We start from the raw sequence: 12,606 nt of genomic DNA, 5'->3' as shown, positions 1-12,606 counted from the left end.
TCCAGCTTTGATTTGTGGTTATATTAAGATTGATGTATTACAGTGAGGGGGGAAATCCAGACTTTAGCTGCACCAGGCAGTAAAATGGACAAAGTGAGCAACCCTTGCTAAATGTTCTAAAGTGGGATTAAAACCTGTACTTAGTAGATTGGATTAAACGAAAGGTTTATGAACAACATCAACGAACTCATCGAGAAAGAACTGGAAGAAGCGCGTACAGTCTGCGATATTAGTGGCGCTAACTCTAAAGAATGTGCAGCGGCTTGGGATGCTGTAGAAGAATTACAAGCTGAAGCTTCACACAAAAAACAAGAAAAACCTAAAACTTCTTTTCAAGTCTATTGCGACGATAACCCCGATGCGGCTGAATGTCGGCTTTATGAAGACTAATCAGTCGTTTTCTAGGGTGAAAGGTGAAACCTTTTCTAAGAGTTTCTGCTAATTGATAAGCAACTGGGAGTTAACGTCAGTTAACCCAGTTGCTTAATTTTTCTTTATTGGATTTGATAATTTAGGATGTTCAATCGTTTACTTGCTGTGGAATCTCCTTGGTTAGAATCGCTGGTCTGGACAGACTATCGACTGGCGGTTATATTTACAGTCATTATCCCGTTAGTAATATTAATTTGGGCGTTTGTTCAGAAAGCAGAAGCGCTTCAACGGTTAATGATCACCTATTGGCGTGTTGCTAGTTTGTTGATCATTGCCTTATATCTGATGATCGCAGCCCTACCCATTAGTTTTCTAGCTTCTATTATGGCACGGGTTTTAATTCCGATTTCCCTCTGGTTTTGGGTAGATTTGAATGAGGAAGTATCAGAAATGCCGCCTTCGGGTCTGAAGTTAATCTTTACCTCTTGGCGGTGGGCGGTAACGGTTTATAATACTTTGGGTGCGATCGCTTTAATTCCTTTTTTACATTGTGCATTTTCTAAGGGTCAAAAAGAATTAATTGCTGATTCTAATTGTCGGCTATGGTTAGATCCTCCTTGGTTATTCAAAGAAACGTTTCATCCTAACTTAACCCCTCAATTTTTAGGTTTTTTGGCTTTAGTGGGTTTAGCATTTTATATGTTGTGTTTGGGTTATTTCGTATTCTTCAAATTAGGAAAACAGGGACGTTCAGCAATGGGATAAACCATCCCCGTAGGGGCGGGTTCCGCAACAATTTATAATACCAACAGATCACCTATATAAACCCGCCCAACCCCCACCATTAACTGCAATTAATTTATTATTTGGGTTGAAGATCGGGGCGGGTTTAGCTAGATTTTTGCTCGATATTAAAGGTTAACTCGAACCCGCCCCTACGGGGTACAATATTGAATTGTAGGGGCGGGTTTATNCTGCAATTAATATTATTTGGGTTGAGGATCGGGGCGGGTTTATTTAGATTGTTTATGGGTATTAAAGGTTAACTCGAACCCGCCCCTACGGGGTACAATATTGAATTGTAGGGGCGGGTTCCGCAACAATTTATGATATCCACAGATCACCTATATAAACCCGCCCAACCCCCACCATTAAACTGCAATTAATTTATTATTTGGGTTGAAGATCGGGGCGGGTTTATTTAGATTGTTTATGGGTATTAAAGGTTGACTCGAACCCGCCCCTACGGGGTGTTTAATTTCCTAAAACGGCGTTTTTAATTTCAGACGCTTGTAAATTTTCCCCAATAAACACTAATTGGGTTTGACGAGATTCTGTGGGTTTCCAGAGACGATCATAAAAGGTTTCAATCCGATCGCCAACCCCTTGTAATACTAATCGCATGGGTTTATTAGGAACAGAAACAAACCCTTTAATTCGGTAAATTTCCTGTTGTTTAACCATCGTTTTTAACCGTTCAATTAAATCTTGGGGCTCAAAATCTTGAGTTAAAACCACAGGAATCGAATTAATATTATCATCATGTTGGTGTTCTTCTTCCGTATCATGATGACTCGGACGTGCTTCTAAATTATCCTCAACGGCTGAATTAAACCCTAAAATCACATCAGGATGAATATTTCCCTGTTGACAAGAAACAATTTTAACCCCCTGTCGCAATTCTTGTTTTAACCAGGTTTCAACTTTCTGTTGAGTTTCTGTATCAACATGATCGGTTTTGGTTAATAAAACTAAATCTGCACAAGCGAGTTGATCTTCAAATAATTCTTCAATAGGAGTTTCATGATCTAAATTAGGATCAGCTTGACGTTGGGCTTCTACCGCCTCAATATTGCCCACTAAAGTGCCATTTGCAAGGGCTTCACAATCTACGACCGTTATCACTCCATCAACCGTTGCTCCCGTGCGAATTTCCGGCCATCGGAAGGCTTGAACTAAGGGTTTAGGTAATGCTAACCCAGAGGTTTCAATCACAATATGATCAATTTTATCCCGTCGTTTTAGAAGTTCCTGCATGGCGGGAAAAAATTCTTCTTGAACTGTACAACATAAACAACCATTTGTCAGTTCTACTAAGTTCACTTCTGGGGTTTCATCGTCACAAACTTGACAAGATCGGATCAATTCTCCATCAATTCCGACTTCTCCAAATTCATTAACTAAAACGGCTATTCGCCGCCCTTGATTATTTTGTAGTAAATGACGAATGGTGGTGGTTTTTCCACTCCCTAAAAAGCCCGTAATAACTGTAACAGGAATTTTGGCAGACATAAGATTGCATTCAAAGTTTAAAGGTCAAAAGTAGAGACGTTTGATTAGATAGCTCTACTGTAATTTTATGGGGTTGAATTAGCCTGAAATCCCTGAAGATAAAGGGATTACACCAATGGCTAAAATGGCAAAACCCGAATATTTAATCAGGGGTAATTGACGATTTTCTAACGTTTGCTGGAAGGATTGAGCGAGTTTTATTGTCGCTCCAGCAATCACCATTTGGATGACAGTAAATCCGGCTAAAGAGGAGATTAAAGGAGTCATTAGTAATAATAAACTAAGCCCTAAAAAAAAGACTCGATTGCTTTTTTGCAGCGAAAAATACTGACTCAGATTGGGAAAAGTCTTAAACATTGTAAACATCACCTGTACCGCGCAGATGTGTGAAAGAATAGTCTGATTTCGGTGGGTGTTCTGACTTAGAGATTAATCCTCTCATCACAGTTGCGGGACAGTGTTGGATTTGCGCCAAACTTTCCCCTTACTTCTAGCGACTGTTCCCCGCTAAAACCGACTCAGATCTGTTTATCCTATCACAGAATTATCCCTTAGTAACAAGGAATTAATTGGGAACCCAAAAATGTCTATATTTGAAAGCTTTAATTAACATTTCTCCTAGTATTTAACCCGGAGAAATCTAGGAGAAATACTTAAATAATTACCATTTTTTGTAGGAGAGAAATTTTCCAGACATCGTGATTTTAACCCGATCACCATTGGGATCTTCTACTTTATCCACATCTAAGGTAAAATCAATGGCACTCATAATGCCATCTCCAAATTTTTCATGAATAACGCTTTTTAGAGGCATTCCATAGACTTGCATAATCTCATAAAATCGATAGATTAACGGATCAGTTGGAATTACAGGATCAAGTGATCCTTTCACCGGATAATCTGTCAAAGGTTCAATATATTCTGAACTTAAACCTAACGCTTCAACGATTTCTTTGGCTTCTTCATAAGAAGCGCTCGCTTGACGATAGATAACGGCGGAAATCCAAACTTCATCTCGGCCAATCAGTTGTTCTAAATCTGAAAAGGTCACTCCTTTAGCTTTTTTGGCGGCTAACAACTTTTCTGTGATTTCTGAAACAGCCATTGAACTTTCCTCTTAGAGTAAATAGGATTGAGAATTTGTTTGAAATTATAAAATATTTTGTGAGCAATTCAACGAAAGTTTTTTAGTTTTAGGATTAGGTAATAATCCTTATTCTAGGGGATGTTTAGGCAGGGGTTTAGGAGGAATTGGTAACGTTCGAGTCTGGGTTGTTTGTAATTCTTTGACAACGGACAATAAACGTCTTAGATGAGGTTTAATTACCTCTTGATGTTCTTGGGTCAGTGCATCTAATTTTGTTTGAATTTGTGACAAATCTACCTCAGAAGTTGGTTGTATGGATTTTCCCTGTTGTAATTGATGAATAACATCTTGAATTTCTACAAATCGCCCTTGAAAATCCTGTTGAGTAACGGCATTATTTCTTAACTCGTGAGTAACATCCTGTAACTGTCTTAAATTTTCTTGTAAAGACTCTAAATGAGCGATTTCAGTTGAGGAAAAACTCTGTATTTCTTGACGAAATTGATCTCGAACTTCTTCTAAAGCGGTGGCAATATGTTCTTGCATGGATGTTACTGACTGTCCTAAAGCAGCAACTTGTTTGGCTCGATAAACTGATTCTAAAGCTTCAGTTTTAGGAAATTCCTCTAATTTTTGTTGGAGAGATTCAATTTCATTTAAGAGTTGTTGTCTCAACCCCATTACCACTTTAACAGTATTTTTTTCTAACTTTTCAACGGAGTCTTGAACCTGAACCATTTCCATTTGAGTCTGGTAGGTTTGTTGTTCCAAACGATAGCGGTTGGCAACATTCAGCGATAGTGCTAATGTTAAGGGGGCAACTCCATAAAAAGCTTGACCCGAAAGGGCAACAACCCCTGAGCCAATGGCGGAACTCACGAGAGAAACATACTCTGCCCACTCTAACCAATGCCGTTGTTTCAACGAGGAGAAAACCGTTCTAGGAAAAATAGAGTTGGGCATCTGCATAGGACTAGAAGTTATAGCATGGGGTCGAGTGGGATGGGCAGAAGACGCTGGAGGAAACATAATAGTCTATTTTACTGGGAATATGGGACGGAGTAGCTAACTCCAGAATACAGAAAATAATCATTAAATGCACGAATAATTTACTAATTGATACTCCTTTCCTAATCGCTTAACTGTTAAGATCTTTTCAGAGGACAGCAATAACCTAATTTTTGCCCTCATGCCATTGGGTTGTCTGGATTTTAACACCCTTAACGCCTGTTCTCAACCCTCAATCTTAGAAAACGAGGTTTGTCGCAGCGATAACGCAACGGACAGAAAACAATAATTCCTAGGAGATGAATAACCATGAAACCCAATCAACCCTTAAAATCCAACCCGTTGAGATCAATTCTGAGTATTACTACCTTTATGATTTTAGTGATGGCGGTCGGGTTTCTGAGTGTGAATTTTATTCTGGCTTTAATTCATAAATTTTCATCCCCGATTTAACCCTATTTTAGTGCATAAATTTCCGAATTTGATAGGATCGACTTTCTAAAATGGGCATTTTTAAAACTCCCATTTCTTCATCGAGTTGTTGAATTTTTGAGACTGGAATAGCATCCCACTTTTCCTGAGACTCCCAACGAACCACCATGACAATTTCGTGTTTTTCAGGATCAACCCAAACTTCTTTTCCTAAAAACCCCGAAAATTGTTGAAGTCCGGCTGTCCAAACTTCCTCATCCCGTTGAATAAATGTCTCCCATTGTTCAGGAGGAACTTGAAATTTTAACCATTCAATAATCATTGTTTTTCTGTGTTGGAAATTAAGGATTTTTGCTAGGGAATAGGGAACAGGGAACAGGGAACAGGGAACAGGGAAGTGGCAAAAATCTATAATTCGTAATTCGTAATTCGTAATTCGTAATTCGTAATTCGTAATTCGTAATTCGTAATTCCCAATTCCCTTTAACCTTTAACCTTTAAAATATTGTCCTCCTAAACGCATAGCATCAGCAATATCAACATCTCCATCCCCATCTGCATCTAAAAAACTATTCAAAACAGAATTAGAACTTCCTTGAGGCTGCTGTGTATTTGTTCCGGTTTTTAGCAAGTTTAAAACTAAAGGAACAACCATTGGTAAAATAGATTGAATTGTTTCGGAACTAATACCTGTCCGTTGAGAAACTGTTTGAATTAATTGTTGTTGCTGAGTCGAAGAAAATAACATTTCTACCGCCTGGGGGTTAGATGTTATTCCTCCGAATTGATTGACTATATTTTGTACCCCATCGTTTCCAATTTGGGTTTGCTTTTCTTGTAAAGAAGACCGCACGGAACTCCCCACCATTGACATCACCATTTGACTGGTTTCAGGAGAAATCCCTAATTGATTGCCAAACTGTTGAGCCGTATTGATAATATTACTGAGTTGATCGCTATTTCCCGTTTGGTTAGGATCATTCAGAGCCGTTAAAATTTGATCAAATAGTCCCATAGCGTTACTGAAACCTTAATATAGATGAACTATATTCTAGTTTATCCTAAATTTGATCAATCTGAACGGTTAAGAAGATAAAAAAGTGGTAATTCCTGCCCAATTTAAGGGAGGAGAAAACAAATATCCTTGTCCGGCTTCGCAACCTAATGACTGTAAAATTTCTTTTTGAACTGAGGTTTCAATACCTTCAGCAATAATATCTAAATTAAGACATTTGGCTAAATTAACAATGGTTTTAGTGATTTCCAGATCCTTACCTTGAGATTCCAAATTCTTGACAAAACTCCGATCAATTTTTAGGGTATCTATCGGTAAATTCTGTAAATAACTTAAGGAAGAGTATCCGGTTCCAAAATCATCAATTAAAATTTTAATTCCTCGATTTTTTAACTGAGTTAAAATTGTAATACAATTAGCCGAACTTTCCATTAAACTTGTTTCTGTAACTTCTAACTTTAAGCTTCCAAACGCTAAACCATTAGATAGAATAATACTATCAATTTCCTCTAATAAAGGGGGATAATGAAGCTGCACTTCTGATAAATTAACACTCATGCTTAGATGAGGATACTGTTTTTGTAACTTGAATAAATCTTGACACGCCTGTTCCAAAACCCACCGTCCTAGAGGAATAATTAACTCCGTTTCTTCTGCAATGGGAATAAATTGAGCCGGAGGAATTAAACCTTTCGTGGGATGTTGCCAACGAACTAAGGCTTCAAAACCGATCAGATTTCCTGTGTTTAAATGAATAATGGGTTGATAATGTAAGCGCAAATGATTATGGGTGATCGCCTGTTGTAAATCCGTTTCTAACGCTCCCCGTTGGGTAATTGTTTCTAACATTTGAGGATGATAGAATAGGGTGGCGTTTTTTCCCTGTTTTTTAGCATAGTGTAGAGCTATATCTGCGGCTTGTAAATACTGTTCTGGATTTTCCCAATTAAATTCACGACAAACCACTCCCATACTAATTGCTGAAGATAGATTAGTTCCGTTTAAATTAAAAGGAGTTAAAAACTGATGTTTAATTTGATTGATTTGAGAATTTAAGTTATTGATATTAATAAAATCAGGAATTAAAATAGCAAAATCTTCACTATCCACCCTGGCGACTATATCTTGAACAGTGACACAACGTTTTAAACGATGACTGACCTCGATTAACAATTGTTCAGCTAAACCATGACCCCAGCTATATCTTAAGGTTTTTAAGGGGTATAAATTAATATAAATTAAAGCAAAATTCTGATCAGTAGTGGAGCTTTCTAAACAATGATTTAAGCAATAAACTAATTGACTACGGTTAGCTAAACCTGTGAGAAAATCTTGAAACGCATATCGCTCTAATTGTCGTTCAGCTTGTAGACGAATCGTAATATCTTGTGCTAAAATAACTTTAGCAAGTCGGTTTTTCCACTGTAAGGGATGAGAGCGAATTTCTACATCAATTAACGTCCCATCTTTCTGGCGATGTTTAAACAGATTTTCCGGCTCAATTCCTCCTGCATCGGATGTGATTAAAACCTGCAAAGATTCAGATACTTCAGGAGGGCAAAGATCTGAAATTGTCATCCTCAGAAATTCTGTCTCTGAATAGCCATAATGAGCGATCGCAGCATCATTAACCGCCAGAAACTTCAAAGTTTTCAGATCATAAACCCAAATCGGTTGGGGATGGCTTAAAAACAAATCTCGATACCGTTTTTCTGAGAGTTGCAAACGCTGGGTTTCTCGACGAATTAAATAATAGAGAAGAAGACTGGTAATTAGGATAAAGAACCACCCTTTGACCGTTTGAAGAAGTGTAATTGAATGGGGATAATTAGCCAATAATGCTAATAAGTGATCCGAAAAAGCAATCCAAAGACCCCCAATTATTCCATATATTAAAGGAATTTGGTGGGATGGATTAAGCAGCCATTTTTGCCAATATTTCATAGATTAAACCACACCTAAATGAACGGTTTATCGATTAACCGAGTTGCCATCAATATTTTCTGGGTAACGAGAAAGACAACCGGAAAACAAGGGATTAGGTGATCAGGTAGCTGATTTTAAATCAGCTTAAGCTATAATCATCTTAGTCGAAATTTTGATTAACTAGCTTAACTTAACTCAGGGTAAAAATTCTTAATGAATAAATATCCTACTTCTATAGCAGATGCTCCTACTTTTTTGTTTTATATTCCTCCCTTGAAATCGGGTAAAACTGGGGATAAAACGGTGAATTCTGATCCTGAAAAATACTTAATGAGTGCGGACTTTAAAATTTCCGATCAAAATCAAGAAACAATTTATGAAGCTAAATTCAATTTAGCGACTCAATCAGGTTTATTACGTTTGAGTTTACCTGTATCCGTTTCTGAGTTATTTGTAGCAACAGATAAGCCTTACTTCTGGTCTTTTCAAGTAAACTGTGACAATACAGGAGATTTGAGTGGTAGTGCTACAATTGAAGGGAAAATTCTCCGGCTTCCGGTTTATACAGAAATAGAAAAAAAACTTCTACAACCCATGAGTGCTTATGAGCGCTTTAAACTTTATCAATCGATTGGATTAGAGTACGATGCCCTGATTATATTAGAGGAATTGCGACGTCAAAATCCGAATGACGCTGCTTTAACAACGACTTGGGAAAATTTATTAACATCTCATGGATTTGAAATGCTAATTGGAGTTCCATCCCTTGACTTTGAGATGAATTCAGGTTCACCCCAACTCCAAAATAATTAAATGCTAACACTGGTTTTTTAAGGATAATCGGACTCGGTTAACTCCATCAATCGTTCAAGAGTTGTTACCGTTTCTCGATGAATGGGTGCAAACCACTCTAAATTGATAATCATAACTTCGAGGGTATAAGTATCTGGATTTAAGTAAATTCCCGCCGCCCGGTTTTGCTCTAATTCCACCATCCAATACTCTATCCCATCCACCAGATGTAATTTTCCCCGTTGTTCTAATTTTAAAAGAGTATGATCTTTAGGACTCGCCCAATTGGCATCGACCATTAACCGAGCTTGAGCAATCCGATGTTCGAGATCTTCTGTTTTCCACTGATTGTGTTCAGCGATTTTACCGAGTTGTTCCAACTCAATCTCGCCAAATGTTGCGGATAAGGGAATGGTTTTGAGGGAACCATTAGCACTGAGAAAGGTTTGAGTAGATTTGACAACCACGATCATTTTTCTGTTTCTCACGAATGAACTATCCTGACTTGTGTTCTTATAATCTAGGGATTTTGGCTTAAAGTCAGTGATTCTACAGGGGTTGACCTTGTGATGTTCTGATCACCACTCCGTGAGAATACGCACGATTCGTTTTGACTGAATTAACACCTCTTAAGTGATCTAGATCACACAAGCAGCTAAACAGCATTAAAAAAATTAAATTAAACTTAATTAAAAATGAGTTTATTAAAAGTAAAGAATTAAAGCTTTAAAATTAGTTATCCTTGGCTTCCTGTAACCGATCCTGCTTTTAAAATTGTTGCATAATTGCCAATTGATATAATTCACGAGACTCCTGTTTTACCTGTCCTGACATTGCAGCTAACTGCAAATTTGCAAAAGCATGAATATCTTCAGAATCATAATGGGTTGTTTGTAACATTTGTCTCAATTTGTTTTCTACACTTAGGCTAAGATAGCCTGTAGAGATTACCTCTTGAACCACCTCACGAATACAAGTCATAGGAACTCCCTCTTTTGATTGGTCATCACAATATTTAGTATTAGAGATTTTTACGGAATCTTCAGTGATCCTGATACATTTACTGTACTGATTTTCACCGAGAGAGTGGGGTGATGTTAAACAAAGCTTCATGGTGATGTCAATCACACTGTAAAATTAAACATAGGAGATATTTACCTATGCTGATCCGAATTGTAAACTAGGAGGATTATTCTTTGTGGAACAGGCTTACGAAACGTTAAAACAACAATTGACTGCATTATCACAACGCTATCCCAATTTAGGAAACCGTCTCGCGGAAACTGCACAAAAATTGAAAACCGCAGGAACTCCACCTGCACAAACCTTAGTAGATGAACTGATCGCCTACTCTAAAGATTTTAGCGATATTCAACAAAAACTGCTCATCCAAGGACAACAACCCGCTATTCAAGCGACCTCTGTACAACAGTTACAGAATTTATTGCAGAATTTAACCCCCACATCTGGACATCACAAGACTCACCGACAAGCTCTGCAAATTATTGAGCAAGTTTTAACCCTCACCCACAACGAACAAAAAGACTTTCCTCCGTTACAAACGGCTCAAAATCAAGCGCGTGAATTGCAAACAGCAATTGCTCAACAAACAAACCAACTGCATTCGGTCGCCGAAGCTTTAGCCACTGGAAATCATCCTTTAGTAGCGTTAGTTAGCTTAGTCGAAAAACAAGACAGTTTAGATGATAATCAATGGGCAATTTTAGAAGAACAAATTACTAGCGCCTTTGGCAAATCTCTCGGTGTGGCGATTTCCAGAGGAAAAATTAATTTTACAGTCAAACAAACAGCCCCATCTGTTACGGTTGCTCCTAAACCTGCAATTCCTGATATTGTCATCCTAGATGAACCTCAAGGATCTGGGAGTCCAGAATTAATTATTGTTCCCAGTATTGATGTTACAAAATTACCTCCAACTATTGAAGGTAAAAATATTATCTTTGGTAATACTCCCATTGCGGCTAAAGCCCAAGGCAAGGCAACTCTTTCTAATATTAACTTAAAAATTTTAGTGCATTTACAAGGATTGGGCGATCGCACCTTTTCCGCGAGAGAATATGCTGGAACACGGGGTCAAGGACGCCGTTTAGAAGCCTTCCAAGTAAATATAGATCCAGCAATTGCGGGTTTAAGTTTACGCTACATGGCTCATATCGCCACCATTGGGGACACGCCTCTAACTCCCGAAGGTCAACTGGTGGGAGAACGAGGTAAAAACCGACAAATTGAAGGTTTTGCCATTGAACTCGTCGGCCCCCAAGCCCCTAACTATACCGTTTTCTACACCGCTCACATCCAAAATAAAGGCGATGTTCCCGTGTGCATCAACGGCCAATACTGCGGCACAAAGGGTCAAGGTCTGCGGGTTGAAGGCATTAAAATCTGGATTGAAGCAAAGTAGTTAATGGTTGACGGGTAGGGGCGGGGTCATGGGTGTCAACTTAAGCCGAAAACCTCTGATTATAGCCGAGATTAGATCCCCCTAAATCCCCCTTAAAAAGGGGGACTTGGATCTCCTGTTCCCCCCTTGTTAAGGGGGGTTAGGGGGGATCATTGACTGGGAATCAGATAGCGCGTGAATTCGAGTTTGAGCGCCTACTTCTAGCGTTAAGTTGACACTAATGGAGGTCACCTCGCCCCTACAAACCCCCTACTCCTCTTCTACCCTTGGAGTGCGACAACTAACACCAAAACAAAAGCTTCTGTCCATTCAACAACGGCGCCGTAAGTATCTCCGGTGTGTCCTCCCAGACGAGCGTTAAACCAAGCACCGATTAAAATAGCGATCGCACTCCCCCCTAACGCCAAACCTACAGCTACTAACCAACGCTGGGGATTTAGAATCATTAATATCCCACTGAACAAAATCAGTAATAGCGCACCGGGAATTAAATCCCAGGACGAATAGGGGGTATCTTTGTGAAACGCGCCTTTTCCGGTGGCTTTCAAATAGGGATAACGAGCGATCGCTACTAACTGTCCCCAACGTCCCCACCCGGCTACAGCCATTAAAATTAAGCCTCGATCCCCACTCAAATCCCTTAAAGCAGCGACTTTTAAGCAGATAATCGCGATCGCAGCCATCACCCCAAAGGCTCCCGTTACACTATCAGCCATGACTTCTAGGCGTCGATGCGGATCAGTTACCGCTAAACCATCGGCTGTATCCATTGCGCCATCTAAATGTAATCCTCCGGTGATCCCAATTCCAGTCACAATCACTAAAACCGAGCGGGTTAACACCGGACAACCCAATAGGGATAAGCCGCCATCAATTAATCCTAAAATTCCGCCGATCAACACCCCAATTAGCGGCGCAAAACGGGCTATTCCTCGGAACTCCAACGTCCAAGATAGGGGGATGGGAACACAGGTATAAAATGCGATCGCCGCCCCTAACGCTGCACCCTGTTGCTGGAAAAATTGAGCGATTGATCGCATCATCTGATCATCTGACATAGCAAAAATTAAATTTGCATAGATCTATAAATATTTTCTAGGTTATGCCAGAATTGAAATAACAACTCATGTTTTGTCAGACTCAAGCCAAAGCTAATTGGAGTTTACCAACTCCAGGGTTGTTAAATCACAGATCGAGTTGAAACCGAATCCATCCTTTTTAATTGCTGCCGATCATTTCGGATGTAGAGAAGGAATCGAT

At 39.0% G+C, this 12,606-nt stretch carries 15 protein-coding genes and 1 riboswitch; of the genes, 5 read left to right on the top strand and 10 right to left on the bottom strand.

Going from position 1 to position 12,606, the window contains the following annotated elements; genetic code table 11:
- Positions 1 to 168 precede the first annotated feature (168 nt).
- Together PL8927_RS22060 and PL8927_RS22055 are read left to right on the top strand one after the other, a co-directional pair.
- A complete protein-coding gene (locus PL8927_RS22060; RefSeq protein ID WP_083625607.1) occupies positions 169 to 390 on the top strand; it encodes a Calvin cycle protein CP12 in 222 nt (73 codons plus the stop codon).
- Positions 391 to 516: 126 nt separating this feature from the next.
- On the top strand, positions 517 to 1,137 hold the full coding sequence (locus PL8927_RS22055; RefSeq protein WP_083625606.1) for a DUF3177 family protein: 621 nt from the start codon (positions 517 to 519) through the stop codon (positions 1,135 to 1,137).
- A gap of 489 nt (positions 1,138 to 1,626) precedes the next feature.
- On the opposite strand, the gene cobW is transcribed toward PL8927_RS22055, so the two are convergent.
- From cobW to PL8927_RS22035, 4 genes are all read right to left on the bottom strand, one after another.
- Positions 1,627 to 2,664, bottom strand: a complete 1,038-nt coding sequence (cobW, locus tag PL8927_RS22050) for a cobalamin biosynthesis protein CobW (RefSeq protein ID WP_083625605.1) — start codon at positions 2,662 to 2,664, stop codon at positions 1,627 to 1,629.
- Between the two features lie 78 nt (positions 2,665 to 2,742).
- The gene (locus PL8927_RS22045; protein WP_156093284.1) at positions 2,743 to 2,931 is read right to left on the bottom strand and encodes a hypothetical protein; all 189 of its coding nucleotides are present in this window, start codon (positions 2,929 to 2,931) and stop codon (positions 2,743 to 2,745) included.
- Between the two features lie 123 nt (positions 2,932 to 3,054).
- A riboswitch (cobalamin riboswitch) is annotated at positions 3,055 to 3,197 on the bottom strand.
- Positions 3,198 to 3,325: 128 nt separating this feature from the next.
- Positions 3,326 to 3,769 carry a cyanase gene (gene cynS / locus PL8927_RS22040; RefSeq protein WP_083625603.1) on the bottom strand — a complete coding sequence of 148 codons (444 nt, stop codon included), beginning with the start codon at positions 3,767 to 3,769 and terminating at the stop codon, positions 3,326 to 3,328.
- Positions 3,770 to 3,877: 108 nt separating this feature from the next.
- Positions 3,878 to 4,780, bottom strand: coding sequence for a hypothetical protein (locus tag PL8927_RS22035; protein ID WP_083625602.1), 903 nt, complete (start codon positions 4,778 to 4,780; stop codon positions 3,878 to 3,880).
- A 288-nt stretch (positions 4,781 to 5,068) separates the two neighbouring features.
- On the opposite strand from PL8927_RS22035, the gene PL8927_RS28110 reads away from it, so the two are divergent.
- Entirely contained in the window at positions 5,069 to 5,212 is a 144-nt protein-coding gene (locus PL8927_RS28110; RefSeq protein ID WP_197047512.1) for a hypothetical protein, read from the top strand.
- A 7-nt stretch (positions 5,213 to 5,219) separates the two neighbouring features.
- Here the strand turns inward: PL8927_RS28110 and PL8927_RS22030 are convergent, their stop codons facing one another.
- From PL8927_RS22030 to PL8927_RS22020, 3 genes are all read right to left on the bottom strand, one after another.
- Complete coding sequence (locus tag PL8927_RS22030) at positions 5,220 to 5,513, bottom strand: TIGR03792 family protein (protein WP_083625601.1); 294 nt, start codon at positions 5,511 to 5,513, stop codon at positions 5,220 to 5,222.
- Positions 5,514 to 5,681: 168 nt separating this feature from the next.
- A complete protein-coding gene (locus PL8927_RS22025) occupies positions 5,682 to 6,206 on the bottom strand; it encodes a DUF937 domain-containing protein (protein WP_083625600.1) in 525 nt (174 codons plus the stop codon).
- A gap of 69 nt (positions 6,207 to 6,275) precedes the next feature.
- Positions 6,276 to 8,150, bottom strand: a complete 1,875-nt coding sequence (locus PL8927_RS22020) for a putative bifunctional diguanylate cyclase/phosphodiesterase (RefSeq protein ID WP_083625599.1) — start codon at positions 8,148 to 8,150, stop codon at positions 6,276 to 6,278.
- 195 nt (positions 8,151 to 8,345) lie between these two features.
- Between PL8927_RS22020 and PL8927_RS22015 the strand changes: the two genes are divergently transcribed.
- The gene (locus PL8927_RS22015; RefSeq protein ID WP_083625598.1) at positions 8,346 to 8,945 is read left to right on the top strand and encodes a DUF928 domain-containing protein; all 600 of its coding nucleotides are present in this window, start codon (positions 8,346 to 8,348) and stop codon (positions 8,943 to 8,945) included.
- Positions 8,946 to 8,962: 17 nt separating this feature from the next.
- Here PL8927_RS22015 and PL8927_RS22010 read toward each other — a convergent pair whose 3' ends face one another.
- Together PL8927_RS22010 and PL8927_RS22005 are read right to left on the bottom strand one after the other, a co-directional pair.
- The gene (locus tag PL8927_RS22010; RefSeq protein WP_083625597.1) at positions 8,963 to 9,397 is read right to left on the bottom strand and encodes a hypothetical protein; all 435 of its coding nucleotides are present in this window, start codon (positions 9,395 to 9,397) and stop codon (positions 8,963 to 8,965) included.
- Positions 9,398 to 9,692: 295 nt separating this feature from the next.
- On the bottom strand, positions 9,693 to 9,905 hold the full coding sequence (locus PL8927_RS22005; RefSeq protein WP_083625596.1) for a hypothetical protein: 213 nt from the start codon (positions 9,903 to 9,905) through the stop codon (positions 9,693 to 9,695).
- 217 nt (positions 9,906 to 10,122) lie between these two features.
- On the opposite strand from PL8927_RS22005, the gene PL8927_RS22000 reads away from it, so the two are divergent.
- Positions 10,123 to 11,346, top strand: a complete 1,224-nt coding sequence (locus PL8927_RS22000; protein WP_083625595.1) for a hydrogenase — start codon at positions 10,123 to 10,125, stop codon at positions 11,344 to 11,346.
- Positions 11,347 to 11,606: 260 nt separating this feature from the next.
- Here the strand turns inward: PL8927_RS22000 and cobS are convergent, their stop codons facing one another.
- Positions 11,607 to 12,404, bottom strand: coding sequence for an adenosylcobinamide-GDP ribazoletransferase (cobS, locus tag PL8927_RS21995; protein ID WP_083625594.1), 798 nt, complete (start codon positions 12,402 to 12,404; stop codon positions 11,607 to 11,609).
- Positions 12,405 to 12,606 lie beyond the last annotated feature (202 nt).

The organism is Planktothrix serta PCC 8927 (assembly GCF_900010725.2).
GTDB lineage: Bacteria > Cyanobacteriota > Cyanobacteriia > Cyanobacteriales > Microcoleaceae > Planktothrix > Planktothrix serta.
This window is presented reverse-complemented; position numbering and strand designations above follow the sequence as displayed.

Excerpts from the sequence above, each read along its gene's own strand:
- PL8927_RS22060 (WP_083625607.1), top strand. The coding sequence starts at position 169 with ATGAACAACATCAACGAACTCATCGAGAAAGAACTGGAAGAAGCGCGT.
- PL8927_RS22055 (WP_083625606.1), top strand. The coding sequence starts at position 517 with ATGTTCAATCGTTTACTTGCTGTGGAATCTCCTTGGTTAGAATCGCTG.
- cobW (WP_083625605.1), bottom strand. The coding sequence starts at position 2,664 with ATGTCTGCCAAAATTCCTGTTACAGTTATTACGGGCTTTTTAGGGAGT.
- PL8927_RS22045 (WP_156093284.1), bottom strand. The coding sequence starts at position 2,931 with ATGACTCCTTTAATCTCCTCTTTAGCCGGATTTACTGTCATCCAAATG.
- cynS (WP_083625603.1), bottom strand. The coding sequence starts at position 3,769 with ATGGCTGTTTCAGAAATCACAGAAAAGTTGTTAGCCGCCAAAAAAGCT.
- PL8927_RS22035 (WP_083625602.1), bottom strand. The coding sequence starts at position 4,780 with ATGTTTCCTCCAGCGTCTTCTGCCCATCCCACTCGACCCCATGCTATA.
- PL8927_RS28110 (WP_197047512.1), top strand. The coding sequence starts at position 5,069 with ATGAAACCCAATCAACCCTTAAAATCCAACCCGTTGAGATCAATTCTG.
- PL8927_RS22030 (WP_083625601.1), bottom strand. The coding sequence starts at position 5,513 with ATGATTATTGAATGGTTAAAATTTCAAGTTCCTCCTGAACAATGGGAG.
- PL8927_RS22025 (WP_083625600.1), bottom strand. The coding sequence starts at position 6,206 with ATGGGACTATTTGATCAAATTTTAACGGCTCTGAATGATCCTAACCAA.
- PL8927_RS22020 (WP_083625599.1), bottom strand. The coding sequence starts at position 8,150 with ATGAAATATTGGCAAAAATGGCTGCTTAATCCATCCCACCAAATTCCT.
- PL8927_RS22015 (WP_083625598.1), top strand. The coding sequence starts at position 8,346 with ATGAATAAATATCCTACTTCTATAGCAGATGCTCCTACTTTTTTGTTT.
- PL8927_RS22010 (WP_083625597.1), bottom strand. The coding sequence starts at position 9,397 with ATGATCGTGGTTGTCAAATCTACTCAAACCTTTCTCAGTGCTAATGGT.
- PL8927_RS22005 (WP_083625596.1), bottom strand. The coding sequence starts at position 9,905 with ATGACTTGTATTCGTGAGGTGGTTCAAGAGGTAATCTCTACAGGCTAT.
- cobS (WP_083625594.1), bottom strand. The coding sequence starts at position 12,404 with ATGTCAGATGATCAGATGATGCGATCAATCGCTCAATTTTTCCAGCAA.